The organism is Streptomyces sp. AK010 (genome assembly GCF_014207295.1).
In the GTDB taxonomy this organism is placed as follows: Bacteria; Actinomycetota; Actinomycetes; order Streptomycetales; family Streptomycetaceae; genus Streptomyces; species Streptomyces massasporeus.
Window position 1 is genome coordinate 143,645 of record NZ_JACHCX010000015.1, and the last position, 25,764, is coordinate 169,408.

The following is a 25,764-nucleotide window of genomic DNA, read 5'->3' on the forward strand; positions in this document are numbered from 1 at the left end:
GTGCTCCAGATCACACGTCCCGGGCTCCCGTGGTCGACTGCGTGCTTGATACAAATTGCTCGCGCGTTCCTGTCCGTCGACGGTCGTCGCCCACCCCCCCTCCCCCGCTCCTTTCGCATGCCCTGGGAACGCCCGTGTTCGCCCCCCGCACCACTCCCTGGCCCCTCGTCGCCCTTTTCACGGCCGGGTACCTCGCTCCGTATCTGCTGCCCACCACCGTCGGCAGGCTCGACTCGGACCTTCCGCTCTCCGCCACACAGGCCGGCGCCGTCGGCAGTGCCCTGCTGCTGAGTTCGGCCGCCGCCGGGTTCGCCCTGGCCTCCCGGGTCGAACGGATCGGAGCCCGCACCCTCGCCCGGCTCGGCCTCGCCCTGGCCCTGCTCGGCTACGGCGGTGCCGCCCTGACCACCGCCGTCCCCGCCGTCGTCGCCGGCGCGGTCGTCGGCGGGTTCGGCTCCGGCACGGCCACGACCGTCGCCGCGACCCTCATCGCGGGGCTGGGGGCCTCCCCTGCTCGAGCGGAGCCGAGAGCGTGGCGGAGCGACCCGCACCGGGCCTCCACGGCCGGACTGCTCACCGTCTCCGCCCTCGCGGGCGCCGTGTATCTGACCGTGCCGCACCTCGGCCCGGGGCACGGCCTGCCGCTGGCCGCGATCGCCCTCACGGCCCTGGCGGTCTGGCCGCTCACCGGCAGCCTTCCCACCGGCACGCCCGTCGCGCCCGCCCGGCACCACAAGGCCCGGCTGCCGCACGCCCGTTCGGGGCTGCTGCTGGCCGCCGCCATGGTGTGCTGGTCGCTCGCCCAGAACTCCCTGTGGGGCGTGAGCGGACGCATCGGCCTGGAGCAGGCGCACCTCGGCGAGGCCACCGTCGGCGTCGTCTTCGCCGTCGCCCTCGGCGCCGGCCTGACCGGGGTCCTCGCGGCGGGCGCCCTCGGGGCCCGGCTCGGACGCGCGATACCCATCGGCGGCGGCACCGTCCTCATCGCCGTCTGCATCGCGCTCAGCGCCTCCGCGACCGACCTCGGGAGCTTCGCGGCCGGCGAGATCGCCTGGAACACGCTCTACCCGGTGGTGCTGTCGTACCTCATCGGGCTCGCCGCCTCCCTCGACCCGCGTGGCCGCTGGGCGGTGCTGGTCGGCTCGGCGTCCTCGCTGGGCACGGCGGCCGGGCCGCTGACCGGCAGCGTGCTGTCGGCGCAGGCCGGATTCCCGGTCATGGGCGCGGTCCTGGGCGCCGGGCTGCTGGTGATCGCCCTGCCGATGACCGCCGTCGCCCTGCACACCGGCGGACGCCCGCTGCTGCCCGGCGCGATCCGCCGCCGCGGCGGTCACCCGGCCGCCCTGGTCGCCGCCACCACGGGCACGCCCACCGGCGCGATCCCCGAGATCGGCGCCCCGGAACAGCCGGTGGTGGAGATCCCGGTCGAGACCCCGGCCGTCCCCGCCCAGCGTGCCTACGACAAGGCGGGGTCGGAGGTCTTCTGAGACCCGCCCGGGGCCAGGGGGCTTCTGACGGATCTCCGCGGCGTCGCGACGCCCGGCACGCGCTCTCGCCGCACCGGACGCCGCTCCTTCCTCCGCGGAGATCCGTCAGAAGCCCCTAACCGAAGGTGTAGGCCTCCACCTCGGCGAGATACCGCGCCCGCAGCTCCTCGTCGTCCTCCAGGAAGGAGGCGAGGAAGGAGTTGCGGGCCAGCTCGCGCAGCCGCTCCTCGGTGAGGCCGAGGGTGGTGCGCACGGCGTCGAAGTTGTCGCCTGCGTAGCCGCCGAAGTAGGCCGGGTCGTCGGAGTTGACCGTGCACATCAGGCCGGCGTCCAGCATGGCGGGCAGCGGGTGGTCGGCGAGGGTGTCGACGGTGCGCAGCCGGACGTTGGACAGCGGGCACAGCGTCAGCGGAACCCGGTCGCGCACCAGCCGCTCCACCAGCGCCGGGTCCTCCACACAGCGCAGCCCGTGGTCGACCCGCTCCACGCCGAGGACGTCCAGCGCCTCGGTGATGTACTCGGGCGGGCCCTCCTCACCGGCGTGGGCGACCCGCCTCAGGCCGAGCGCGGCGGCGGCCTCGTAGACCTCGCGGAACTTCACCGGCGGGTGCCCGACCTCGGCGGAGTCGAGGCCGATGCCGGTGATCCGGTCCAGGTACGGCTTGGCGGCGTCCAGTGTTGCCAGGGCCGACTCGGCGGACTCGTCGCGCAGGAAGCACAGGATCAGCCGGGTCGAGACGCCGTGGTTCGCCTCGCTGCTCCCCAGCGCGCGCCACAGCCCCTCGACGACCGTGCCGATCTCCAGGCCGCGGCCGGTGTGGGCCTGCGGGTCGAAGAAGATCTCCGCGTGCCGCACGCCCTGCGCGGCGGCCCGGGCGAGATAGGCGTTCGCCAGGTCCTCGAAGTCCCGCTCGGTGCGCAGGACGGCCATGAGCTCGTAGTACAGGTTCAGGAAGGACTGCAGGTCCTCGAACCGGTAGGCCTCGCGCAGCTCGTCCGTGTCGGAGTGCGGCAGCGTGACGCCGTTGCGCGTGGCGAGCTCGAAGGCGAGCTCCGGTTCCAGGGTGCCTTCGATGTGGAGGTGCAGTTCGGCTTTGGGGAGGGACACCCATTCATCGTACGGCCGTTTCACCGACGCTTCGGAACCGGCACCCTCAGTAGGTCGTGGGCTACGGTCAGCTCACCCTTGTATCCGGCGGCCCGGGCCTGGCGCTCGAACTCTCCCCCACGGTCGGTGTAGCGCTGGCTGAAATGGGTCAGCACGAGGTGCCGCACGTCGGCGTCCCGGGCCACCCTGGCTGCCTGACCGGCTGTCAGATGCCCGTGTTCGACGGCGAGTTCCTCGTCCTCGTCGAGGAAGGTCGACTCGATGACGAGCATGTCGCAGCCCTCGGCGAGCGCGTACACGCCGTCGCAGAGCCGGGTGTCCATGACGAACGCGAACCGCTGGCCGCGCCGCACCTCGCTGACGTCCTCCAGCGAGACCCCGCCGAGCGAGCCCTCGCGCTGGATGCGGCCCACGTCCGGGCCCTTGACGCCGTGCTCGGCGAGCCGCTCGGGCAGCATGCGGCGGCCGTCGGGCTCGACGATCCGGTAGCCGTACGACTCCACCGGGTGCGACAGCTTCCGGGCCTGAAGCGTGTAGCCGCCCGTGCGGGCGAGGGGCCCGTCGGCGGCGACCGGGGCCTCGGTGATGCCGACGGTCTCGCGGTAGGCGGTGGCGTACCGGAGCCGGTCGAAGAAGCGCTGCCCGGAGCGCGGGTAGTGGGCGGTGATCTCGTGCGGCACCCGGTCGAGGTTGATGCGCTGGATCACACCGGCGAGGCCGAGGGAGTGGTCGCCGTGGAAGTGCGTGACGCAGATCCGGTTCAGGTCGTGCGCGGCGACCCCGGCACGCAGCATCTGGCGCTGCGTGCCCTCACCGGGGTCGAAGAGGATGCCCTCGCCGTCCCAGCGCAGCAGGTAGCCGTTGTGGTTGCGGTGCCGGGTCGGGACCTGGCTGGCGGTGCCGAGGACCACGAGTTCACGTACGGACAAGGCGGACTACCCCGGAGGCCAGTCGAGGCCGCGGCCGCCGAGCACGTGGGCGTGCACGTGCCACACCGTCTGGCCTGCGCCGCTGCCGGTGTTGAAGACGAGACGGAAGCTGTCGAGCTTCTCCTCGTCCGCGACGGCCTGGGCCTCGCGGAGCACGTCCGCGGTGAGGGCCGGGTCGGCGGCGGCGAGGGCCGCGGCGTTCTTGTAGTGCGCCTTGGGGATGACCAGGACGTGGCTGGGGGCCTGGGGGTTGATGTCGCGGAACGCGATGGTCGTCTCCGTCTGGCGGACGATGGTCGCCGGGATGGTGCCTGCGACGATCTTGCAGAACAGGCAGTCTTCCTGGGGCTCCCCTGCCATTTTCCCTCCGGGTGTCAGCCGAGATCGGTCTTGCCGGGAATCCTATCGTCGTCGGGTGCGGGTGCGTTGTGGCTGGTCGCGCCGTTCCCCGCGCCCCTCAGGTGGGCAGGCCCGGGGGCGTTTTCGCCGGTACTGCCTCCAGCGCTTCCAGTGCCAGCCGGATGGCCTCGTCCAGTTGGGCGTCCCTGCCCGCCGCGTGGTCCTGCGGGCGTTGCAGGACCTCCACGTCGGGATCCACGCCGTGGTTCTCCACGCCCCACTCATAGCCCTCCAGCCAGAAGGCGTACTTGGGCTGGGTCACCAGGGTGCCGTCGACCAGGCGGTAGCGGCTGTCGATGCCGATGACGCCGCCCCAGGTGCGGGTGCCGACGACCGGGCCGAGGCCGAGGGCCTTGATCGCCGCGTTGACGATGTCGCCGTCGGAGCCGGAGAACTCGTTGGCGACGGCCACGACGGGGCCGCGCGGGGCGTCCTCCGGGTAGCTGTAGGGGCGCATGCCGCGCGGGACGGCCCAGCCGACGATGCGGCGGGCCAGCTTCTCCACGACGAGCTGGGAGGTGTGCCCGCCGCGGTTCTCGCGGACGTCGACGACCAGGCCCTCGCGGGCGACCTCGACGCGCAGGTCGCGGTGGATCTGGGCCCAGCCGGGGGCCTGCATGTCCGGGACGTGGAGGTAGCCGAGGCGACCGCCGGACTTCTCGTGGACGTAGGCGCGGCGGTCGGCGACCCAGGCGTGGTAGCGCAGGGGTTCCTCGTCGGCGACCGGGACGACGACGGCGTGCCGGGGTTCGCCGCCGCCGGACGGGGAGATGGTCAGCTCCACCGGCTTGTTGGCCGTGCCGATCAGCAGCGGGCCGGGTCCGAGAACCGGGTCGACCGGCTGTCCCGCGATCGCCACGATGGCGTCCCCGGGGCGTACCGCGACGCCCGGCGCGGCCAGCGGGCTGCGGGCGTCCGGGTCGGAGGTCTCGGAGGGCAGGATCCGGTCGACGCGCCAACTGCCGTCCTCGTGGCGGGAGATGTCGGCGCCGAGCAGGCCCTGGCGGGGGCCGCCGCCGTGTCCGCCGCGCGGGGTGACGTAGGCGTGCGAGGTGCCGAGTTCGCCCTGCACCTCCCACAGCAGGTCGACGAGGTCGTCGTGGGTGGCGCACCGGTCCACGACCGGGCGGTAACGGTCGAGGACGCCGTCCCAGTCGACGCCGCTCATGTCGGGCCGCCAGAAGTGGTCCCGCATGATGCGGCCGTTCTCGTCGAACATCTGACGCCACTCGGCCGCCGGGTCGACGAACTGGCGTACGCGGCCCAGATCGACGGTGATGTTGGAGTCGCTGTCGTCGTCGCTCGACGCCCGCCGGTCGCTGGGGACGACCTTCAGCCGCCCGTCGGTCCACAGCAGCACCCGCTTGCCGTCGCCGCTCACCGCGAAGTGGTCGGCGTCGACGGCGAGATGCTCGACGCGCTGCTGGGCGAGGTCGTAGCGCTCCAGCTCGGACTTGGGCTCGGGGTCGTCCGGAGTGGCCCGGGACGCGCCGAGCACACCGGCGACCGGGTGGCGCAGCCACAGGACGCCGTCCTTGGCCGCGCGCAGGTTGGTGTAGCGGGCGGCCTCGACCGGGAAGGGCACGATGCGGTCGGCGAGGCCTTCGAGGTCGATGCGGGTGGTGGGGGTGCCCTCGCTGTCGGGGGTCTCCTCCCGGTCGGGCGTCTCGAAGGACCTGCCGTGCCGCTGCGGCCCGAACGGGGAGGGCGTGGTGGCCGCGAGGGTGATCAGATGCGGCCGGGCGCCCACCACGAAGGCCAGGTCGAAGACGTGCTCGTCGTAGACCGGGTCGAAGGAGCGGGTCGACAGGAACGCGAGGTGCTTGCCGTCCATCGTGAACGCGGGCGCGTAGTCCTGGAAGCGCAGCGGGGTGGCCTCGGTGACCGACAGGTCGGTGGTGTTGGCGAGCTTCAGCTGGCACAGGGGCCGGGGGCCGGGGTGGGACCAGGCCAGCCAGGACGAGTCGGGCGAGAAGACGAGGCCCGACACATCGCCGTCCTCACTGCGGTCGACCTCCCGCACCTCGCCCGTCTCCCGCTCCACGAGCAGCAGGCGCCCGTCGTGACAGGACACCGCGGCCCGGCTGCCGTCGGGCGCCATGGCGAGGTCCAGCACCCGGCCGAGCTGCCCGGCGGCGAGCCGGCGGGGCGTCGCGCCGGGGGCGAGTCCGGTGGCGGGCGCGAACTCCAGGGCGTCGTCGCCCTCGGCGTCCGTCACCCACACCACCCACTGCTCGCCGTCCGCCCGGAACGTGCGCGGCAGGCGGGCCCGCACCCCGGGTGTCGCGGCCAGTGCGCGGGCCGGTCCGGCGCGGTGGGTCACCCAGTGCACGGAGCCGCGGACGGCGACCGCGCTGCCGCGTGCCGTGTGGTCGGGGGACGCCGATCCGAACCACCGGGAGGCGTTCAGGGGGAAGGGCTGCAGGTCGGCGCGCTGCCCGCCCAGCCGCACGTCCAGCCGCCGCGGCTCGGCCCCCTCCAGGTCGTCCAGCACCCACAGTTCACCGGCGCTGGAGTAGACGACCCGGGTGCCGTCGGTCGCGGCGTGCCGGGCGTAGAAACCCCCAAGATCCGTGTGCCGGCGCAGGTCGGAGCCGTCGGCGAGGGAGGAGTAGAGCGCTCCGGTGCCCTCGTGGTCGGAGAGGAAGCCGATCCTCCCCCACGTTCTCGGCTCCGCTCGAACAGGGGGGACCCCCATCCCCACCCACAGCGGGTACTCGAGGTTGCCGTCGAGGTCCTCGTGCAGCCGCACGAACTCCCCGTCGTTCTCGCGGTCGATCCACAACTTGCCCGCCGTACCGCCGCGGTAGCGCTTCCACCAGGCCGCCTCACGCCCCATCGGCGCGGACAGCAGCACCGTGTGCGGGCCGTGGGCGACGTCGCCGACGGGCCCGTACGGCAGGGTGGTGGCCGGGCCGCCGTCCAGCGGGACGGCGCGGGCCCAGGTGCGGCGCAGGCTCGCCTGCCCCTGTGTGCTGATCGCCAGCACCTCGCCGTCCGGGGTCCAGCCGCGCACCTGGGTCTTGAGGCTCCCCCAGTACGTCAGCCGCTTTGCCGGGCCGCCGTCGACCGGGGCGATGAGCACCTCGGGGGCGCCGTCGCGTGTGGAGGTCCAGGCGACGGTGGTGCCGTCGGGCGAGATGCGGGGCTGGGTCACCGGCATGTTGTCGGCGCTGACCCGCCAGGCCCGGCCGCCGTCGAGTGGAGCGAGCCACACGTCGTCCTCGGCGGTGAAGGCGACCAGGTCGCCGTGCACATGGGGGAACCGGAGGTAAGCAGACGATGTCACCTGATCACCCTATGCAGGGACCACGCCGCGCGGACAGGGTTCGGATCACTTGCCCTCGACGGGGCGGCAGTCCGGGTACCGGTCGCACCAGACGGTCTGGGTGACGGTCACGGTGACCGTCGGCCCGGGCCTCCCGTCGGCGGGCCCGCCGACGGGGGGCGGGGTGGTGGAGTTGCAGTCGCCGAGGCCGTCGACCTGGAACCACACCTTGCCGTCCACCTTGGCGGTGATGTTCCCGCGCACGCAGGCGCCGTCCACCGCGTGGGTGACCTCGCCGTCGACGGTGATGTCCTTGCCTTCGTCGGTCTCGCCCTCGCAGTCGACGGTGGCGACGGTCCGCTCACGCGCCGGGGGTGACGACTTCCCGCCGTTCTCCCCGTAGGAGGCGGTGCAGGTGAGCCAACGCACGCCCGCCTTCTGCCGGTTGAGCTCTTTGGTCACGGTCTCGTCGGTGGTGTACGCGACGGACGCGGAGCTGATGCTGCCGGGCTCGCAGGCGGCAGCGCCGCCCACCGCCAGCACGGCGAACGCCGCCGCGACCGCCACGCGCCGCCCGCGCGGCCCCGGTCGATACCTCGTCGAAGCCCCCATGGAGGGGAGCCTGCCACTGACGGGGGCCGCGCGGTAGGGCGCAAAGGCGTCAGCCGCGCAGCAGCAGCCACTCCTGAAGCTCCACCACGTTGCCCTCGGGGTCCTTGAGATGCGCCACCCGCATACGGTCCGTCATGGGCGCCGGGCCGTGCAGGACCGTCGCGCCGCGCATCGTGATCTCCTCGCAGTACGCGTCCAGCCCGTCCACCCGCAGCACCACCAGGGAGCGGTGACCGGCAGCCGTGTCGCCCAGTTCGTCGAGCACCTCGGCCATCATCGACCGGTCCTGCAACGCGATCCCCGCGGAGCCCACCGCGAAGCTGAACCTCTCGTACGGCCCCTCCGCCGCCCCCGACTGCGGCTTGAGGCCGAGGACCTCGCCGTAGAAGTGGTAACAGGCGGAGAAGTCGGTCACGAGCAGACGGACCTGGGCGAGTTCCACGGTGCCTCCAAGGAGGTCAGGACCAGCGTCCGGTGCGTGCCAGGAGCACGGCCGCGGCGGCCGTCCCGGCAGTCGATGTGCGCAGCACACTGCGCCCGAGGCGATACGCCTGCGCCCCCGCCTCTTCGAACAGCGCCAGCTCCTCCGGCGCGACGCCCCCCTCGGGCCCCACGACCAGCACGATCTCCCCGATGGACGGCAGTTCGGCCGTCGCCAGCGGCTCGTCCCCGCTCTCGTGCAGCACGGCGGCGAAGTCCGCCCCGGCCAGCAGGGCGGCGACCTGCTTGGTCGTCGCCGCCTCCGCGACCTCCGGGAAGCGCACCCGGCGGGACTGCTTGCCGGCCTCCCGGGCCGTGGCCCGCCACTTGCCCAGCGCCTTGACCCCGCGGTCGCCCTTCCACTGCGTGATGCAGCGCGCCGCCGCCCAGGGCACGATCGCGTCGACGCCGACCTCGGTCATCGTCTCGACGGCGAGCTCGCCGCGGTCGCCCTTGGGCAGGGCCTGGACGACGGTGACCCGGGGCTGCTCCGCGGGCTCCTCGAACACCGAGTCCAGCTGGACGATCAGCCGGTCCCTGCCCTGCGTGTCGAGCACGACGCAGTCCGCCCAGCGGCCCGCCCCGTCCGTGAGGACGACGTCCTCACCGGCGCGCAGCCGCTTCACGGAGACGGCGTGCCGCCCCTCCGGCCCGTCGAGGACGTACCGGCCGCCGCCGCCCGCGTCGAAGTGCTCGACCACGAACACCGGCGCGGTCACAGCGCGCCCCCGCCCGTCAACGAGGCCCGGGCGGCGGCCAGTTCCCCCGCCAGCACCTCGACCAGCTGCCCGGCGGGCAGCTCCCGCGCCATCCGGTGCCCCTGCCCGGCCCACAGCGCCATGCCCTGCGCGTCGCCGGCCTTGGCGGCGGCCTTGCGCAGCGGCGCGGTGAGGTGGTGGATCTCGGGGTAGGCGGCGGGCGCGTACGGGCCGTGCTCGCGCAGGAACCGGTTGACGAGGCCGCGCGCGGGCCGCCCGGAGAACGCCCGGGTCAGCTCGGTGCGGACGAACAGCGGGTTGGTCAGCGCCTGCTTGTGCAGGGCGTTCGCGCCCGACTCGTGCGTGGCGAGGAAGGCGGTGCCCAGCTGGGCCGCGCTCGCGCCGGCCGCGAGGACCCCGGCGATCTGGCCGCCGCGCATGATGCCGCCGGCGGCGACGATCGGGATGCTCACGGCCTCACGGACCTGGGCGATCAGCGACAGCAGCCCGATGCCGGATCCGTCCGTCTCGGGGACGTCCCGGTGGGTGCCCTGGTGGCCGCCGGCCTCGACGCCCTGGGCGATGACCCCGTCCGCACCCGCCCGTTCGACGGCCCGGGCCTCGTCGGGGGTGGTCGCGGCGGCCAGGACGAAGGTGCCGACGCGGTGCAGGGCGTCGACGACCTCGCGGCCCGGGACGCCGAAGTGGAACGACACGACCGGCACGGGGTTGTCGCGCAGCACCACGAGCTTGGCCTCGAAGCCGTCGTCGCGTCCGCTGTCCGGATCGCCGAGCTCGGCCTCGTACCAGGTGGCCTCGCCGGTCAGCTGGTGGGCGTAGACGTCGACGGCGGCCGGGTCGGCGTACTCCGGCTGCGGCATGAAGACGTTGACGCCGAAGGGCCTGGTCGTGAGGCTCCGGATCTGCTTGATCTCCTGGTACATCCCGTCGGCGGTCTTGTACCCGGCGGCGAGGAACCCGAGCCCGCCCGCTTCGCACACGGCCGCGGCGAGCTGGGGTACGGAGACGCCGCCCGCCATGGGGGCCTGCACGATCGGGAGAGGGAAGAGATCGGTCAGTGCGGAGGACATGACCGCATGTTGTCACGTCCTCCGAACAACCCCGAAACCGGCCTGCCGACTGGCATAGACCAGAGGTACAGGCACCTCCCGTCACCCGGGAGGCGCCCCGTCGGCACCCGTTGCAGGCGCCCGCGTCAGCGCCCGTTGAACGCGTCCTTCAACCGCGAGAACAGCCCCTGCTGCCCCGGCTGGAACTGCCCCGTCGGCCGCTCCTCGCCCCGCAGCTTGGAGAGCTCGCGGAGCAGGCGCTCCTGCTCGGGGTCGAGCTTGGTCGGGGTCTGGACCTCGACGTGGACGATGAGGTCACCGCGTCCGCCGCCGCGCAGGTGCGTGACGCCCCGGCCGTGCAGCGGGATCGACTGGCCGGACTGGGTGCCCGGGCGGATGTCGACCTCCTCCATGCCGTCGAGCGTCTCCAGCGGCACCTTCGTGCCGAGGGCCGCCGCCGTCATGGGGATCGTCACCGTGCAGTGCAGGTCGTCGCCGCGCCGCTGGAACGTGCTGTGCGGCAGCTCGTGGATCTCGACGTAGAGGTCACCGGCCGGACCGCCGCCGGGACCGACCTCGCCCTCGCCGGCGAGCTGGATCCGCGTGCCGTTGTCGACACCGGCCGGGATCTTGACCGTGAGCGTACGGCGGGACCGGACGCGGCCGTCGCCCGCGCACTCCGGGCACGGGGTCGGGACGACCGTGCCGAAGCCCTGGCACTGCGGGCAGGGGCGGGACGTCATGACCTGGCCCAGGAAGGACCGGGTGACCTGCGAGACCTCACCGCGGCCGCGGCACATGTCACACGTCTGCGCGGAGGTGCCCGGGGCCGCGCCCTCGCCGTTGCAGGTGTTGCAGACGACGGCGGTGTCGACCTGGATGTCCTTCGTCGTGCCGAAGGCCGCCTCGTCGAGTTCCACCTCGATGCGGATCATCGCGTCCTGGCCGCGGCGGGTGCGCGAGCGCGGTCCGCGCTGCGACGCCGTGCCGAAGAACGCGTCCATGATGTCCGAGAAGTTCCCGAAGCCGCCGGCACCGAAGCCGCCCGCGCCGCCGCCACCGGCCTGCGAGAGCGGGTCGCCGCCGAGGTCGTAGACCTGCTTCTTCTGCGGGTCCGACAGCACCTCGTAAGCGGCGTTGATCTCCTTGAACCGCTCCTGGGTCTTCGGATCGGGGTTGACGTCCGGGTGCAGCTCGCGCGCGAGCCGCCGGAAGGCCTTCTTGATCTCTTCCTGCGACGCGTCGCGGCGCACGCCGAGTACGGCGTAGTAGTCCGTGGCCACTACGACTCCGCCAGGATCTGTCCGACGTACCGTGCCACTGCGCGTACCGCTCCCATCGTTCCCGGGTAGTCCATGCGGGTCGGTCCGACCACGCCGAGCTTGGCGAGTGCCTCGCCGCCCGAACCGTAGCCGACCGACACGACGGACGTGGAGTTGAGTCCTTCGTGGGCGTTCTCGTGACCGATCCGTACGGTCACGCCCGGATCCTGCGCCTCGCCGAGCAGCTTGAGGAGCACGACCTGCTCCTCCAGCGCCTCCAGCACCGGCCGGATCGTGAGAGGGAAGTCATGCCCGAAGCGGGTCAGATTGGCGGTGCCGCCGATCATCAGCCGCTCCTCGTTCTCCTCGACGAGCGTCTCCAGGAGTGTGGAGAGCACCGTGGAGACCGTACCCCGGTCCTCGTGCTCGAACGCCTCCGGGAGATCCTCCACCAGACTCGGCACATCCGCGAAACGGCGGTTCGCCACACGGCTGTTGAGCCGGGCGCGCAGATCCGCGAGCGAGGCGTCGCCGAAGGGCGCCGGGCAGTCGACGACCCGCTGCTCGACCCGCCCGGTGTCCGTGATCAGCACGAGCATCACGCGCGCGGGCGCGAGGGAGAGCAGCTCCACGTGCCGCACCGTCGAACGGGTCAGCGAGGGGTATTGCACGACGGCGACCTGACGCGTGAGCTGCGCGAGCAGCCGCACCGTACGCGCCACGACGTCGTCGAGGTCGACGGCGCCCTCCAGAAAGTTCTGGATCGCGCGCCGCTCGGGCGCGGTCATCGGCTTGACGCCGGCGAGCTTGTCGACGAACAGCCGATAGCCCTTGTCGGTGGGGATGCGCCCGGCACTGGTGTGCGGCTGGGCGATGAACCCCTCGTCCTCCAGGGCCGCCATGTCGTTGCGGACGGTGGCCGGGGAGACGCCGAGGCTGTGCCGCTCGGTGAGGGCCTTGGAGCCCACCGGCTCCTCGGTGCCGACGTAGTCCTGGACGATGGCGCGCAGCACCTGCAGCCTGCGTTCACTGAGCATCGCGCACACCTCCAGAAGTCGTCCGCCCGTTGTCCTGCCTGTCGAGCCTGGCACTCTGCGCATGCGAGTGCCAGCATTCCCCGGCCCAGTGTACGGCGGTGGGGTACACCCCCGGCAAGGCTGGTCGTGCGGCGCCGTGCCCCGAGTGGGGCGCACCGCTAGCGTCGCCGTATGACGGTGACTTGGGAAGACCTCGGATGGGAGCGCGTGGCCGCCGGTGTGGGGCGGTGCCGGCTGCCGGTGTGGGACTGCACGACCGGGCTGGTCGCCGGGGAGGGGGCGGTCCTCATGATCGACGCGGGGTCGAGCCTCGCCGAGGGCGCGAAACTGGGCGCGCAGGCGCGGGCACTCACCGGTCACCGTGTGACACATCTCGCGCTGACCCACCCGCACTTCGACCATGTCTTCGGCGCCGCGGCGCTCCCGGACACGGAGGTGTTCGGCGCGGTGGGTGTGGACGCGCTGCTGACGCGGGTGCGGGACCGCGAGGAGCTGCGCGAGGACGGGGTGCGCCAGGGCCTGGCGGCGGCCACGGCCCGGGAGGCGGCGGAGCGGCTGACCCCGCCCGGCCACCTGGTCTCCGGCGAGTGGACGCTCGACCTGGGCGGCGGACGGCAGGTGCTGCTGGCGAACGTCGGCCCGGGGCACACCGCGCACGATCTGGCGGTGCTGGTGCCGGGCGATCCGGAGGTGGTGTTCTGCGGCGACCTGGTCGAGGAGTCCGGCGAGCCGCAGGCGGGCCCCGACGCGGTGCCGTCGCACTGGCCGGCCGCCCTGGACCGGCTGCTCGACCTGGGCGGTGAGGACGCGGTGTACGTGCCCGGTCACGGAGCGGTGGTGGACGCGGCGTTCGTGCGGGGGCAACGGGACGCGCTGGCGGCGCGTTTCGGCGTGTCGCGGTGATCACCGTTCGCCTTCTCCTATCGTCATCCGAATGCGCCCGTACTCCGCCGATCTGACCCCGCCGTGGAAGAAGCCGAAACCGGTGCCCGAGGTGGCGGCGGAGCCGGGCCTGGTGGTGGAGGAGCCGGGGACCGGCTTCTGCGGCGCGGTGATCCGCTGCGAGGCCGGCACGGTGACGCTGGAGGACCGCTTCGGCAAGCACCGGGTGTTCCCGATGGAGCCGCGCGGCTTCCTGCTGGAGGGCAGGGTGGTGACCCTCGTCCGCCCCTCGCCGGGCGGCCTAGCGCGTCCCACCCGCACGGCCTCCGGTTCGGTGGCCGTCCCCGGCGCACGCGCGCGTGTCGCCCGCGCCGGCCGCGTCTACGTCGAGGGCCGGCACGACGCCGAACTGGTCGAGAAGGTGTGGGGCGACGACCTGCGCATCGAGGGCGTGGTCGTGGAGTACCTGGAGGGCGTCGACGACCTGCCGTCGATCGTCTCCGAGTTCGCCCCCGGCCCCGACGCACGGCTGGGCGTCCTGGTGGACCACCTCGTACCGGGCTCGAAGGAGTGGCGCATCGCACAGTCGGTGACGAGCGAGCACGCGCTGGTCGTCGGCCACCCGTACATCGACATCTGGGAGGCGGTGAAACCGTCGTCCCTGGGCATCGCCGCCTGGCCCCGGGTCCCCCGCGGCCAGGACTGGAAGACAGGCGTGTGCAGGGCTCTGGGCTGGCCGGAGAACACCGGTGCCGCCTGGCAGCGGATCCTGTCGGGGGTCCACTCGTACAAGGACCTGGAGCCGGAACTGCTGGGCCGGGTGGAAGAACTGATCGACTTCGTGACGGCGCCCTGACAGCGGCACGCGCGCCGGCGACCCAGCCGCGCGGCTGGGTCGCCGGCGCGCAGCCGCCCAGCTGCGGGCACACGTTCCGCCCCGTCCCCGCCGCGGGCACGCGCAGCCGCCCGGCTGCGGGCATGCGTGCCGCTGAGGGCGGCTCCCGTCCCAAGGAGAGCGGCACCCCGCTACGCCGGGCTGCGGACCCACCCCGCGTCAGCCCGCACCCCGGGCACCTCAGTCCACGAGGTCCCGGACAACCCCGTCCGCCAGCAGCCTCCCGCGCAGCGTGAGCACGGCCCGGCCCTCCTCATACGCCCCGGCGTCCAGGAGCCCATCCGCCAACGCTTTGCGCGAGGCCGCCAGCCCCTCCTCCCGCAGCAGCGACAACGGCACGCCCTCCCTGAGCCGCAGCTCCAGCAGAATCCGCTCGACCCGCCGATCCTCATCGCTCAGCACCTCACGCCCGGCCCCCGGCGACCGCCCCGCCGCCAGCGCGGCCGCGTACGCCCCCGGATGCTTGACGTTCCACCACCGCACCCCGCCCACGTGACTGTGCGCACCGGGCCCGGCCCCCCACCAGTCGGCCCCCCGCCAGTACAGCTCGTTGTGCAGGCACCGCCCGGCCCGCGAGGTCGCCCAGTTCGACACCTCGTACCACGCGAAGCCCGCGCCGGAGAGAACCTCGTCCGCGATCAGGTACCGGTCGGCGTGCACGTCGTCGTCGGTCATCGGCACCTCGCCGCGACGGATCCGCCGCGCGAGCTGCGTCCCCTCCTCGACGATCAGGGCGTACGCACTGACGTGATCCGGCCCGGCCCCCAGCACCGCGTCCAGCGAGGCCCGCCAGTCGTCGTCGGACTCCCCCGGCGTGCCGTAGATCAGGTCGAGGTTGACGTGCTCGAACCCGGCCGCCCTTGCCTCCGCCACACACGCCTCGGGCCGCCCCGGCGTGTGCGTCCGGTCCAGCACCGTCAGCACGTGCTGCCGCGCACTCTGCATCCCGAAGGAGATCCGGTTGAAGCCCCCCTCGCGCAGGGCGGCCAGATACGCGGGGTCGACCGACTCCGGGTTCGCCTCGGTGGTGACCTCGGCGTCCTCCGCCAGCCCGAACTCGTCCCGCACGGCCTTCAGCATCCGTACGAGATCCCCGGCGTCCAGCAGCGTGGGCGTGCCCCCGCCCACGAACACCGTGCGCACCGGCCGCGGATCGTCACCCAGCACCTTGCGCGCCAGCCGGACCTCGTGGGCCAGCGTCTCGGCGTAGTTGTCGCGGGAGGCCAGCACCCCGCCGGTGCCGCGCAGCTCGGTCGCGGTGTACGTGTTGAAGTCGCAGTAGCCGCAGCGGGTCGCGCAGTACGGGACGTGCAGGTAGAACCCGAGCGGGCGGTCGGCGGCCCCGGCGAGCGCGGACGCGGGCAGCGCGCCGTCGTCGGGGACGGGCTCGCCGTCGGGGAGTGCGGAAGGCATGCCTTCCATTGTCCAGCACCGGCGCGCCCGCTCCGCCCGGAGCGGCTGTCAGTCCGCCTGGAGGACCAGCAGCGCGAGATCGTCCGCGGGCGGACGTGCCCCGAACTCGTGCACCAGCCGCTTGATCCGCTCGGCTATCAGCTGCGCGTCCAGCCCGGCGCACCCGGCCAGCGCCGTCGCGAGCCCGTCCCCGTCGTCGAACTGGCGGGAGCCCGAGCGGCGCTCGGTCACGCCGTCGGTGACGCACAGCAGCGTGTCGCCGGAGCGCAGCTCGAAGGTCTCGCTGGTGTAGGTGGCGTCCTCCACGACACCGAGGAGGGTCTGGGGCTGCGCGGCCGTGTGGACCTCGCCGCCCGCCCCGAGCAGCAGCGGCAGCGGGTGCCCGGCGGAGGCGACGGTGCAGCGGACGCCGCCGTCGAAGGGCGCGAGCTCGCCGTACAGCAGGGACAGGAAGCGCGTCTGGGGGCCGTCGCCGGGCGGGGTCGGACGCGCGCCCGCGGCCACCAGCGCCCGGGCCGCCGCGTCGGCGGCCTCCGTGGCGTCGTCGAGGAGCAGTTGGTTGAGGCGGTCGAGGACGTCGGCGACCCGGTAGCCCTCGCGGGCCAGCAGCCGCAGCCAGGGCCGGGCCAGGCCGATCACGACGGCCGCCTCGGGGCCCTTGCCCTGGACGTCGCCCACGGCGAAGCACCAGCGGCCGTCGCCGGCCGGGAACAGGTCGTAGAAGTCGCCGCTCGGCCCGCCCTTGTCGCACGGCTCGTAGACGAGGGCGCTGCGCATGCCGGGGATCTCGGCCACGGCGCCGGGCAGCAGGCCGCGCTGCAGGACGGCGCTGATGGTGGCCTGGCGGGCGTACTGGCGGGCGGCGCCGATGGCGAGGGCCACCCGGCGGCTGAGGTCCTCCGCGAGGCCGGTGATCTCGTCGGGGAAGCCGGCCTTCCCGGAGCGGCCGATGACGAGGGTGCCCAGCGGGCGTCCCCCGGCGACCAGCCGGTACGCGAGGGCCGAGCCGGGCTCGCCGTCGCCGAGCGCCTCGCCGGGCCAGGGGTAGTCGACGGGCCCCGATCTGCCCCGATCCCGGCCGCGTTCGAACGGGGACGACGACCCCGTCGGGTCGAACGGCTGCGGCGGGTCCTTCTCCAGGACGCGGCGCAGCTCCTCGATGCGGTTCTCGCTGCCGTGCCAGACCCGGGCGAGGCGCGGTCCGCCCGCGCCCGCTCCGCCGCTCCAGCCGCCGCCGGTGGCCTCGTCCTCCAGCCACACCGCGCACCAGTCGGCCAGCCGGGGCACGATCAGCTGCCCGGCGAGGGCCGCGACCAGGTCCTCGTCGAGCTGCCCGGCGAGCAGGTCGGAGGCTTCGGCGAGGAAGGAGAGGGCGCCGCGGCCGAGCCAGGCGCCGTCAGGTCCGTTGCGTCCGTCGCGGTTCTCGTGCCGGTCCCGCCAGTCCCGAAGGTCGTTCCAGTCACGCAGGTCACGAGTCTCCCGTAGGGCGGGCCAGTCCCGTGCCTCTCCGCCCTCCCGCGAGTCCCAGGTCTCTCCTCCGTCACGCACGTCCCAGGGGTCGCCTCCGGCACGCCAGGCCCGTAGGGCCTCCACCGCCTCGTCGCCCTGGCGTGGTTCGGGTGCCTGGGACTCCGCGGTCTCGCCGTCCGGGCGCGGCTCGGGCGCCAGGATCTCCGCCACGCGGAGGCCGCGCGCCAGCGCGTGCTCCCCGGCGTACGCCTGGATCTGCTCGCCCGCCGCGCATCCCCGGGCGGGCAGCCGTGCCCAGACGGTCTTGCGGCCCGTGCGGTACGTGATCCCCCACGCCTCGGAGAGCGCGCCGACGAGCCGCAGGCCGCGCCCGTACTCGGGGGTGTCGTGCGGCGTCTCCGGCTCGCTGCCGCGCGGGGCGCGGGAGGGGTGGTGGTCGGAGACCTCGACGACGAGCGCGGCCGTGTCGGAGGTGTCGCCCTCCAGCCGGCACTCCATCTCGACGTCGGTGCCGGCGTGCACGACGGCGTTGGTGACGAGTTCGCTGACGACGAGCGTGGCGTCGTCGGCGAGGCGGTCGGTGAGGTGCTCGGCGCCGGGCAGGCCGAGCCCGGTCCACTCGGTGAGGGCCGCGCGCACCAGGGCGCGTGCGGCGCCCGGCGCGAGGGAACTGCCGGGCAGGGTCGCGTGCGCCCGCGCGCGCTCCGGTGCGGGCGCCCCGGTGGACGGTGTGATCACCTCCGCGGGCGGTGCGGGCTCCTCGGAAACGGGCCCCTCCTGGACGGGCACGGGCGTATCCCAAGCGTGTGCAGGCGCCTCTGAGGCACGGGGAGCGGTCTCCCGTTGCGTCGGAATGGCCCCCATGGGCAGCTCCCCGGGCAGTTCGTACGAATACGCCACAGTCGATGCCGACAGAGTGACAGACTGACCCCGCCCATAAGCGCCGAGTTACCGAAGTGGGCCGCCATGAGTGAGAACAGTGCTACTCCTGTGGTCGAAGACCGGCACGAAGACGGTCAGATTCGCGCATCCGATCTGCGTCCCCTGCTCGCAGCCATGACCAGCGGCACGTGACGGCGATTTCACCGAGGTGCCGGAATCCGGCCACGGGATGGTGGCCGAACTCTCGAGATCCTGGAGCTGAGGACCACCATCAACACCATGGCTGAAACGCTCTCGTCGTTCTCCTCCGAGGTCAGCCGCGTCGCCCGCGAGGTCGGCTCAGAGGGGCAACTGGGCGGCCAGGCCCGGGGCGAGGGCGTCCACGGCATCTGGAAGCGCCTGACGACCAACGTCAACGAACTCGCGTCCAACCTCACCACCCAGGCCCGCGCCATCGCCGAGGTCGCCTCCGCCGTGGCCCAGGGCGACATGTCCCGCTCGATCACCGTGGAGACGCAGGGCGAGGTCGCCGAGCTGAAGGACAACATCAACCTGATGGTGGCCAACCTGCGCGAGACGACCCGCGCGAAGGACTGGCTGGAGTCCAACCTGGCCCGGCTCGCCGCCCTGATGCAGGGCCACCGGGATCCGATGGAGGTCACCGACCTGATACTCCGCGAGCTGACCCCGCTGGTGAACGCCCAGTACGGCGCGTTCTATCTGGCCGACCCGGACGAGGACAGCGCGGGCCCGCGCACCACCGTGCCGATCAAGGGCCTGGCCTTCATCGCCGGCTACGGTGCCGCCCAGGACGCGACCGTCGAGACCGGCGGCCTGCCGGTGCACGGTCTGGTCGCGCAGGCGGCCCGGGAGAAGAAGCGGATCCTGGTGGAGGGCGCCCCGCCCGACTACATCAAGATCAACAGTCGACCAGACCCGGGACGTCCCGATCATCTTCCTCACCGGGGCGGGCGACGACTCGGGCTATGCCTTGGCGCGGCTACGCGGCCGGCGCCGCCGACTACGTGACCAAGCCGTTCGACCCGTGGGTGCTCAGGGCCGAGGTCAGCGTCTTCCTGGACCTCTACCGAAAGGGCAGAGGTGGAACGCCTCAGGACGGAGGTCCAGGACTTGAAACGCCGCGTGGGAGAAGGCGCCTAGGGGCGCGGGGAACTGCGCGAGCGACCACGACGGACCCGCCGCCGCCCGATCAGCCCCACCACCCCCTACGCCTCGCGAGAGCCCTCGTACATCTCCTCGATCAGGTGCTTGTACTCCCGCTCCACAACGGGCCGCTTGAGCTTCAGACTCGGCGTGATCTCGCCGTGCTCGACATCGAGGTCACGCGGCAGCAGCCGGAACTTCTTGATGGTCTGCCACCGCTGAAGCCCCTCGTTGAGCTGCTTCACGTACCCGTCGACCATCTCGACGGTCACGGGCGCGGCGACGATCTCCGCGTACGGCTTCCCCTCGAGCCCGTTCTCCTTGGCCCACTCGGCGATCGCGGCCTCGTCGAGCGCGATGAGCGCCGTGCAGAAGTTCCGGTCGGCCCCGTGCACCAGGATGTTGGAGACGTACGGGCACACCGCCTTGAACTGTCCCTCGACCTCCGCCGGGGCGATGTACTTGCCGCCCGAGGTCTTGATGAGGTCCTTCTTGCGGTCGGTGATCCGCAGGTACCCGTCGGGCGACAGCTCCCCGATGTCCCCGGTGTGGAACCAGCCGTCCGGCTCCAGCACCTCGGCGGTCTTCTCGGGCAGCTTGTGGTAGCCCTCCATGATGCCCGGGCCGCGCAGCAGGATCTCCCCGTCGTCGGCGATCCGCACCTCCGTGCCGGGCAGCGGCTTGCCGACCGTGCCGGTGCGGTAGGCCTCGCCCGGGTTCACGAAGGACGCGGCCGAGGACTCGGTCAGGCCGTAGCCCTCCAGGATGTGGATGCCGACGCCGGCGAAGAAGTAGCCGATCTCCGGCGAGAGTGCCGCGGAGCCCGAGACGCACGCCCGCAGGCTGCCGCCGAAGGCCTCGCGGATCTTGGCGAACACCAGCGCGTCGGCGACCTTGTGCTTCGCGCCCAGCCCGAACGGCACGGACGCGGTCCCGGTCCGCCGGAAGGTGTCCTGCGAGACCTTGGCGTACTCACGGGCCACCTCGGCCGCCCACTGGAAGATCTTGTACTTGGCGCCGCCGGCGGCACGGGCCTTCGCGGCCACGCCGTTGTAGACCTTCTCGAAGATGCGCGGCACGGCCGCCATGTACGTCGGCTGCACCACCGGCAGGTTCTCGATGATCTTGTCGACCCGGCCGTCCACGGCGGTGACGTGCCCGACCTCGATCTGCCCGGAGGTCAGCACCTTGCCGAAGACGTGCGCGAGCGGCAGCCAGAGGTACTGCACGTCCTCGGTGCCGACCAGCCCGGTCGCGGCGATCGCCTTCGCCATGTACGACCAGTTGTCGTGCGGCAGGCGCACGCCCTTGGGGCGGCCCGTGGTGCCGGAGGTGTAGATGAGGGTGGCCAGCTGGTCCTTGGTGATCGCGCCGACCCGCTCCTTGATCAGGTCGGGATCCTTCTCCAGCCGGGCCGCGCCGCGCTTCTCCAGCTCGTCCAGGGTGAGGATCCAGTCGGCGGTCTCGACACCGGCCGCGTCGATCACCACGACATGCGTCAGCTCGGGCAGCTCGGCGCGCTTCTCCTTGGCCTTGGCCAGCTGCTCGGCGTTCTCCGCGATCAGCACCCGGCTCTCGGAGTCCGACAGGATGTACGCGGACTCGTCGGCGTTGGTCTGCGGGTACACCGTGGTCGTGGCCGCTCCGGCGCACATGATGCCGAGGTCGGCGAGGATCCACTCGAGCCGGGTGCCGGCGGCGAGGGCGACACGCTGCTCGGGCTGCACGCCCAGCTCGATGAGCCCCGCCGCGATGGCGTAGACCCGCTCGGCTGCCTGCGCCCAGCTCAGCGACTTCCACTCGTCCGGGCCCTGGCCCGCGGACGATGGGGTCGGATACCGATAGGCCTCGGCGTCCGGCGTGGCCGCGACGCGCTCCAGGAAGAGGCCCGCCACGGACGGGGGACGGTTCTCGATCAGGGTCTGTGTGTCGCTCACGTCATCCTCCGGGGCCCGCGACGATGCGGCTGGCAGGTGCGGCTGGGTGGCACTCACGAGATGCAGGTCACACCCGTTGTTTAACTCGTGAGTAACTAACGAGCAGGGATCAGAGTAAAGGGCGACCGGCCGCCGCGTAAGGGTTCGCGGCCTGTCACTTCGTACAGAGAGCTACCCCGCATACGCACAGGGCCCGCCGCACTTTCGCACGACGAGCCCCTGTTCAACCCGGATTGCGGTGTAACCCACGGTAGTCCGTGATTACTTCTTGCCCTTGCCCGACCCCGCGCCGTCATCACTGGACAGGACCGCGATGAAGGCCTCCTGCGGAACCTCTACGGAACCCACCATCTTCATTCGCTTCTTGCCCTCCTTCTGCTTCTCCAGCAGCTTCCGCTTACGGGAGATGTCACCGCCGTAGCACTTGGCGAGGACGTCCTTGCGGATGGCGCGGATGGTCTCGCGGGCGATGACCCGGGAGCCGATGGCGGCCTGGATGGGCACCTCGAAGGCCTGTCGCGGGATGAGCTCGCGCAGCTTGGCGACGAGCCGTACACCGTAGGCGTACGCGGCGTCCTTGTGGGTGATCGCCGAGAAGGCGTCGACCTTGTCGCCGTGCAGCAGGATGTCGACCTTGACCAGGCTGGAGGTCTGCTCGCCGGTGGGCTCGTAGTCGAGCGAGGCGTAGCCGCGGGTCTTGGACTTCAGCTGGTCGAAGAAGTCGAAGACGATCTCCGCGAGCGGCAGGGTGTAGCGGATCTCGACCCGGTCCTCGGAGAGGTAGTCCATGCCGAGCAGGGTGCCGCGCCGGGTCTGGCACAGCTCCATGATCGAGCCGATGAACTCGCTGGGCGCCAGGATGGTGGCCCGCACGACCGGCTCGTAGACCTCCGAGATCTTGCCCTCGGGGAACTCACTCGGATTGGTGACGGTGTGCTCGGTGCCGTCCTCCATGAGGACGCGGTAGACCACGTTCGGCGCGGTGGCGATCAGGTCGAGGCCGAACTCGCGCTCCAGCCGCTCCCGGATCACGTCCAGGTGCAGCAGGCCGAGGAAGCCGACGCGGAAGCCGAAGCCGAGGGCCGCGGAGGTCTCCGGCTCGTAGACCAGCGCGGCGTCGTTGAGCTGGAGCTTGTCCAGGGCCTCGCGCAGCTCCGGGTAGTCCGAGCCGTCCAGCGGGTAGAGGCCGGAGAACACCATCGGCTTGGGGTCCTTGTAGCCGCCGAGCGCCTCCTCGGCGCCCTTGTGCTGGCTGGTGACGGTGTCACCGACCTTGGACTGGCGGACGTCCTTCACACCGGTGATGAGGTAGCCCACCTCGCCCACGCCGAGACCGTCGGCCGCCAGCATCTCCGGCGAGTTGGTGCCGATCTCCAGCAGCTCGTGCGTGGCGCCGGTGGACATCATCCGGATGCGCTCGCGCTTGTTGAGCTGGCCGTCGATGACACGGACGTACGTCACGACACCGCGGTAGGAGTCGTAGACCGAGTCGAAGATCATCGCGCGGGCGGGCGCGTCCGCGACACCGACCGGCGGGGGGATCTCGGCGACGACCTTGTCGAGCAGCGCCTCGACGCCCAGGCCCGTCTTGGCGGACACCTTGAGCACGTCGTCGGGGTCGCACCCGACCAGGTTGGCGAGCTCCTCGGAGAACTTCTCGGGCTGCGCCGCCGGCAGGTCGATCTTGTTCAGCACCGGGATGATCTTGAGGTCGTTCTCCATCGCCAGGTAGAGGTTGGCGAGGGTCTGCGCCTCGATGCCCTGGGCGGCGTCGACCAGGAGGATGGTCCCCTCGCAGGCGGCGAGCGACCGGGAGACCTCATAGGTGAAGTCGACGTGCCCGGGGGTGTCGATCATGTTCAGGATGTGCGTGTCGTTCTTGTCGTGGGTCGGGGCCCACGGCAGACGCACCGCCTGCGACTTGATCGTGATGCCACGCTCGCGCTCGATGTCCATGCGGTCGAGGTACTGGGCGCGCATCTGCCGCTGCTCGACCACTCCGGTCAGCTGGAGCATCCGGTCGGCGAGCGTGGACTTGCCGTGGTCGATGTGCGCGATGATGCAGAAGTTGCGGATCAGAGCCGGGTCGGTACGGCTCGGCTCGGGCACGTGGCTGGGGATCGCGGGCACGCAGGGTCCTGATTCTTGAGGCGTCCGCAGTGTCTGCGGTCTCGGGTCGGATCGATACGTAGCCTCCATGGTCCCACGGGTGGGGACCATGGACGGGTTTGGGCCGCGGAAGGGGCCGCTGGTAGCCTGGGTGGCTGTGCCTCATGCCCTCTCGCAGGAGGCGCGACCCAAGAAATCACCCGGTGCGGGAATCGTGCGGTGTCCGTGCGGCCTCGTGCCAGAACCTGAGAAGGCTCATTCGTGGCGAACATCAAGTCCCAGATCAAGCGGATCAAGACCAACGAGAAGGCGCGGCTGCGCAACAAGGCCGTCAAGTCCTCCCTCAAGACCGCGATCCGCAAGGCCCGTGAGGCTGCTGCCGCGGGTGACGTCGAGAAGGCCACCGAGTACCAGCGCCTCGCCGCGCGTCACCTCGACAAGGCCGTCTCCAAGGGCGTCATCCACAAGAACCAGGCCGCCAACAAGAAGTCTGCGCTGGCTCAGAAGGTCGACGCGCTCAAGGGCTGACATCTGATGTGACGCCGGAGGGAATCGAGCGGGCCCTCTCTCATCCGCTCCCGTCCGGCACCCCCGGATCCGCGCGCGGCCTGCGTTCGCCACGCGGGCGCGGATCCCGCAGCTTGAACCGAAGGCCTCGCTTTCCGCCCTTCCCCAGGGCGGCCGGCGGGGCCTTCGGCCTGTTCAGGACCAGAAGTCGTTGTTCTTTTCGATGTCCTCGACGCACTCGTCGAGGTCGGTGACCTTGTCGCCGACGATCCGGAAGACGATGCAGCCGGTGTCGTCGAGGGTCATGCCGTTGCGTTCGGCCGTGAAGCGAGTCATGCCGACCGCGTGACCGCGGCCGTCGACGGCAATGCCGATCAGCTCGGCACGCATCGTCCCGTTCGTCTCCGCGCCGAGCCGCTCGTACATCTCGATGATCGAGTCCAGCCCTTTGAAGTCACCCGACAACGGGTGATCTCCGGGTACGTGGTGGGTGGCGTCTCCGGCGATCAGTCCGCGCAGGGTGTCCATGTCACCGCGCGAGAAGGCCTCGAACCCCTTGCGGACCAGCGCTGCGTGCGGGTGTTCAGCCATGACCCTCGCCACCTCTCCGTCACTCGGCGACGTACGGCTGATACACCCGATTCTCCTCTTCGGCAGGAGGAGGGCGACTCGATCACTGCACAGTGGGGACATGGACGCAGACGACACGAGCGCGCCGGCCCTGGTCCGCGCCGCGACCAGGCTCCCCGCCCAGGACCTGGAGCGGGCGCGGCGCTTCTCCTCGGAGAAACTCGGTCTGGACCCCGTGGACGAACGCCCCGGCGGGCTGCTCTACCGCTGCGGCGGCGCGGAGTTCGTGCTGTTCCGGTGGACGGGAGCCTCGCCCGGCACCTAAGGCCCACCGCGGGGCCGGGCCGCGAAGTGAGCCGTACCGGGACGGCCCGTGGAGGGAGGTGCCGCCCGAGGCCTGAGGCCGACCGGCCCGCCTCCCGCTAGCCGCGTCCCCTGGAGCGGGCCGCTCTGGCGATGGTGACCACCGCCTTCTCCAACGCGTACTCGGGGTCGTCGCCGCCGCCCTTCACCCCCGCGTCCGCCTCGGCCACGGCGCGCAGCGCGATCGACACACCGTCCGGAGTCCAGCCGCGCATCTGCTGCCGCACCCGGTCGATCTTCCACGGCGGCATGCCCAGCTCCCGGGCGAGGTCGGCCGGTCGGCCCCCGCGGGCCGAGGACAGCTTCCCGATCGCCCGGACGCCCTGTGCGAGCGCGCTCGTGATCAGTACCGGCGCGACCCCGGTCGCCAGCGACCAGCGCAGCGCCTCCAGGGCCTCCGCCGCCCGCCCCTCGACCGCCCGGTCGGCGACGGTGAAGCTCGACGCCTCGGCCCGCCCGGTGTAGTAGCGCCCGACGACCGCCTCGTCGATCGTCCCCTCGACGTCCGCGACCAGCTGCGACACCGCCGAGGCCAGCTCCCTCAGATCGCTGCCGATCGCGTCGACGAGCGTCTGGCACGCCTCCGGCGTGGCGGATCTCCCCGTCGTCCTGAACTCGCCCCGCACGAACGCCAGCCGGTCCGCCGGCTTCGTCATCTTCGGGCAGGCAACCTCACGCGCCCCGGCCTTGCGCGCGGCGTCGAGCAGCCCCTTGCCCTTGGCCCCGCCGGCATGCAGCAGCACCAGGGTGATCTCCTCGGCGGGAGCCCCGAGGTACGCCTTCACGTCCTTGATCGTGTCGGCAGACAGATCCTGCGCGTTGCGCACGACCACGACCTTGCGCTCCGCGAAGAGCGACGGGCTCGTCAGCTCGGCGAGCGTGCCGGGCTGCAACTGGTCCGGGGTCAGGTCCCGTACGTCCGTGTCGGCGTCGGCGGCCTTCGCGGCGGCCACCACCTCCTGCACGGCACGGTCGAGGAGCAGGTCCTCCTGGCCCACGGCGAGCGTCACCGGGGCGAGGGGGTCGTCATTCGCAGTCTTCCTGGCCATCGCGCCAAGCATCCCACGCGCCACTGACAACGGGTCCCGACGGACCGGGCCGTGGTCCTCATGGACCGGGCCGTGGCCCTCATGGACCGGGCCGTGGCCCTCATGGACCGGGCCGTGGCCCTCATGGACCGGGCCGTGGCCCTCATGGACCGGGCCGTGGCCCTCATGGACCG

At 72.2% G+C, this 25,764-nt stretch carries 20 protein-coding genes and 3 pseudogenes; 7 read left to right on the forward strand and 16 right to left on the reverse strand.

Annotated features, from left to right (window positions below; translation table 11 throughout):
* Window positions 1-134: 134 nt before the first annotated feature.
* Window positions 135-1,487, forward strand: coding sequence for an MFS transporter (locus tag HDC93_RS26565; protein WP_185013333.1), 1,353 nt, complete (start codon window positions 135-137; stop codon window positions 1,485-1,487).
* A 115-nt stretch (window positions 1,488-1,602) separates the two neighbouring features.
* Here the strand turns inward: HDC93_RS26565 and HDC93_RS26570 are convergent, their stop codons facing one another.
* The 10 genes from HDC93_RS26570 to hrcA form a co-directional block, all read right to left on the reverse strand.
* The gene (locus HDC93_RS26570) at window positions 1,603-2,595 is read right to left on the reverse strand and encodes an adenosine deaminase (RefSeq protein WP_185013334.1); all 993 of its coding nucleotides are present in this window, start codon (window positions 2,593-2,595) and stop codon (window positions 1,603-1,605) included.
* A 20-nt stretch (window positions 2,596-2,615) separates the two neighbouring features.
* Window positions 2,616-3,524 carry a ribonuclease Z gene (locus tag HDC93_RS26575; RefSeq protein WP_185013335.1) on the reverse strand — a complete coding sequence of 303 codons (909 nt, stop codon included), beginning with the start codon at window positions 3,522-3,524 and terminating at the stop codon, window positions 2,616-2,618.
* 6 nt (window positions 3,525-3,530) lie between these two features.
* A complete protein-coding gene (locus HDC93_RS26580; RefSeq protein WP_185013336.1) occupies window positions 3,531-3,884 on the reverse strand; it encodes a histidine triad nucleotide-binding protein in 354 nt (117 codons plus the stop codon).
* Window positions 3,885-3,981: 97 nt separating this feature from the next.
* Complete coding sequence (locus HDC93_RS26585) at window positions 3,982-7,167, reverse strand: S41 family peptidase (protein WP_221517200.1); 3,186 nt, start codon at window positions 7,165-7,167, stop codon at window positions 3,982-3,984.
* Window positions 7,168-7,257: 90 nt separating this feature from the next.
* Window positions 7,258-7,803 (reverse strand): hypothetical protein, encoded by a 546-nt coding sequence (locus HDC93_RS26590; protein ID WP_185013338.1) that lies wholly within the window; start codon window positions 7,801-7,803, stop codon window positions 7,258-7,260.
* A 49-nt stretch (window positions 7,804-7,852) separates the two neighbouring features.
* Window positions 7,853-8,245, reverse strand: a complete 393-nt coding sequence (locus tag HDC93_RS26595) for a VOC family protein (RefSeq protein WP_185013339.1) — start codon at window positions 8,243-8,245, stop codon at window positions 7,853-7,855.
* Between the two features lie 16 nt (window positions 8,246-8,261).
* A complete protein-coding gene (locus HDC93_RS26600) occupies window positions 8,262-9,002 on the reverse strand; it encodes a 16S rRNA (uracil(1498)-N(3))-methyltransferase (RefSeq protein ID WP_185013340.1) in 741 nt (246 codons plus the stop codon).
* Complete coding sequence (locus HDC93_RS26605) at window positions 8,999-10,072, reverse strand: nitronate monooxygenase (RefSeq protein ID WP_185013341.1); 1,074 nt, start codon at window positions 10,070-10,072, stop codon at window positions 8,999-9,001. The genes HDC93_RS26600 and HDC93_RS26605 overlap by 4 nt, the downstream gene beginning before the upstream one ends.
* A gap of 125 nt (window positions 10,073-10,197) precedes the next feature.
* On the reverse strand, window positions 10,198-11,334 hold the full coding sequence (gene dnaJ / locus HDC93_RS26610) for a molecular chaperone DnaJ (RefSeq protein ID WP_185013342.1): 1,137 nt from the start codon (window positions 11,332-11,334) through the stop codon (window positions 10,198-10,200).
* Complete coding sequence (gene hrcA / locus HDC93_RS26615) at window positions 11,334-12,350, reverse strand: heat-inducible transcriptional repressor HrcA (protein ID WP_185013343.1); 1,017 nt, start codon at window positions 12,348-12,350, stop codon at window positions 11,334-11,336. The genes dnaJ and hrcA overlap by 1 nt, the downstream gene beginning before the upstream one ends.
* 171 nt (window positions 12,351-12,521) lie before the next feature.
* On the opposite strand from hrcA, the gene HDC93_RS26620 reads away from it, so the two are divergent.
* Together HDC93_RS26620 and HDC93_RS26625 are read left to right on the forward strand one after the other, a co-directional pair.
* Window positions 12,522-13,253 carry an MBL fold metallo-hydrolase gene (locus HDC93_RS26620; protein ID WP_185013344.1) on the forward strand — a complete coding sequence of 244 codons (732 nt, stop codon included), beginning with the start codon at window positions 12,522-12,524 and terminating at the stop codon, window positions 13,251-13,253.
* A 31-nt stretch (window positions 13,254-13,284) separates the two neighbouring features.
* Entirely contained in the window at window positions 13,285-14,088 is an 804-nt protein-coding gene (locus tag HDC93_RS26625) for a DUF3097 domain-containing protein (RefSeq protein ID WP_185013345.1), read from the forward strand.
* A gap of 219 nt (window positions 14,089-14,307) precedes the next feature.
* Here the strand turns inward: HDC93_RS26625 and hemW are convergent, their stop codons facing one another.
* Entirely contained in the window at window positions 14,308-15,540 is a 1,233-nt protein-coding gene (gene hemW, locus HDC93_RS26630; protein WP_185013346.1) for a radical SAM family heme chaperone HemW, read from the reverse strand.
* Window positions 15,541-15,588: 48 nt separating this feature from the next.
* A complete protein-coding gene (locus HDC93_RS26635; protein WP_185013347.1) occupies window positions 15,589-17,874 on the reverse strand; it encodes a SpoIIE family protein phosphatase in 2,286 nt (761 codons plus the stop codon).
* A gap of 264 nt (window positions 17,875-18,138) precedes the next feature.
* Between HDC93_RS26635 and HDC93_RS26640 the strand changes: the two are divergent.
* Together HDC93_RS26640 and HDC93_RS38755 are read left to right on the forward strand one after the other, a co-directional pair.
* Window positions 18,139-18,819: pseudogene (locus HDC93_RS26640) on the forward strand (HAMP domain-containing protein); the annotation flags it as partial.
* Window positions 18,818-18,992: pseudogene (locus tag HDC93_RS38755) on the forward strand (two-component system response regulator); the annotation flags it as partial. The pseudogenes HDC93_RS26640 and HDC93_RS38755, both read left to right, overlap by 2 nt.
* A gap of 126 nt (window positions 18,993-19,118) precedes the next feature.
* Here the strand turns inward: HDC93_RS38755 and HDC93_RS26645 are convergent.
* Both HDC93_RS26645 and lepA read right to left on the reverse strand, forming a co-directional pair.
* Window positions 19,119-20,993 carry a long-chain fatty acid--CoA ligase gene (locus HDC93_RS26645; protein WP_185013348.1) on the reverse strand — a complete coding sequence of 625 codons (1,875 nt, stop codon included), beginning with the start codon at window positions 20,991-20,993 and terminating at the stop codon, window positions 19,119-19,121.
* 261 nt (window positions 20,994-21,254) lie between these two features.
* Window positions 21,255-23,123 carry a translation elongation factor 4 gene (gene lepA / locus HDC93_RS26650; RefSeq protein WP_185013349.1) on the reverse strand — a complete coding sequence of 623 codons (1,869 nt, stop codon included), beginning with the start codon at window positions 23,121-23,123 and terminating at the stop codon, window positions 21,255-21,257.
* A 240-nt stretch (window positions 23,124-23,363) separates the two neighbouring features.
* Here lepA and rpsT point away from each other — a divergent pair, with 240 nt between their 5' ends.
* Window positions 23,364-23,630 (forward strand): 30S ribosomal protein S20, encoded by a 267-nt coding sequence (gene rpsT / locus HDC93_RS26655; protein WP_031103817.1) that lies wholly within the window; start codon window positions 23,364-23,366, stop codon window positions 23,628-23,630.
* A gap of 174 nt (window positions 23,631-23,804) precedes the next feature.
* Here rpsT and HDC93_RS26660 read toward each other — a convergent pair whose 3' ends face one another.
* Complete coding sequence (locus tag HDC93_RS26660) at window positions 23,805-24,200, reverse strand: nuclear transport factor 2 family protein (protein ID WP_185013350.1); 396 nt, start codon at window positions 24,198-24,200, stop codon at window positions 23,805-23,807.
* Between the two features lie 100 nt (window positions 24,201-24,300).
* Here HDC93_RS26660 and HDC93_RS26665 point away from each other — a divergent pair.
* Window positions 24,301-24,501, forward strand: a pseudogene (locus HDC93_RS26665) (VOC family protein); the annotation flags it as partial.
* A gap of 100 nt (window positions 24,502-24,601) precedes the next feature.
* Here HDC93_RS26665 and holA read toward each other — a convergent pair.
* Entirely contained in the window at window positions 24,602-25,591 is a 990-nt protein-coding gene (gene holA / locus HDC93_RS26670) for a DNA polymerase III subunit delta (protein WP_031103821.1), read from the reverse strand.
* Window positions 25,592-25,764 lie beyond the last annotated feature (173 nt).

Excerpts from the sequence above, each read along its gene's own strand:
- HDC93_RS26580 (WP_185013336.1), bottom strand. The coding sequence starts at position 3,884 with ATGGCAGGGGAGCCCCAGGAAGACTGCCTGTTCTGCAAGATCGTCGCA.
- HDC93_RS26590 (WP_185013338.1), bottom strand. The coding sequence starts at position 7,803 with ATGGGGGCTTCGACGAGGTATCGACCGGGGCCGCGCGGGCGGCGCGTG.
- HDC93_RS26605 (WP_185013341.1), bottom strand. The coding sequence starts at position 10,072 with ATGTCCTCCGCACTGACCGATCTCTTCCCTCTCCCGATCGTGCAGGCC.
- hrcA (WP_185013343.1), bottom strand. The coding sequence starts at position 12,350 with ATGCTCAGTGAACGCAGGCTGCAGGTGCTGCGCGCCATCGTCCAGGAC.
- HDC93_RS26620 (WP_185013344.1), top strand. The coding sequence starts at position 12,522 with ATGACGGTGACTTGGGAAGACCTCGGATGGGAGCGCGTGGCCGCCGGT.
- HDC93_RS26625 (WP_185013345.1), top strand. The coding sequence starts at position 13,285 with ATGCGCCCGTACTCCGCCGATCTGACCCCGCCGTGGAAGAAGCCGAAA.
- hemW (WP_185013346.1), bottom strand. The coding sequence starts at position 15,540 with ATGCCTTCCGCACTCCCCGACGGCGAGCCCGTCCCCGACGACGGCGCG.
- HDC93_RS26635 (WP_185013347.1), bottom strand. The coding sequence starts at position 17,874 with ATGGGGGCCATTCCGACGCAACGGGAGACCGCTCCCCGTGCCTCAGAG.
- HDC93_RS26660 (WP_185013350.1), bottom strand. The coding sequence starts at position 24,200 with ATGGCTGAACACCCGCACGCAGCGCTGGTCCGCAAGGGGTTCGAGGCC.
- holA (WP_031103821.1), bottom strand. The coding sequence starts at position 25,591 with ATGGCCAGGAAGACTGCGAATGACGACCCCCTCGCCCCGGTGACGCTC.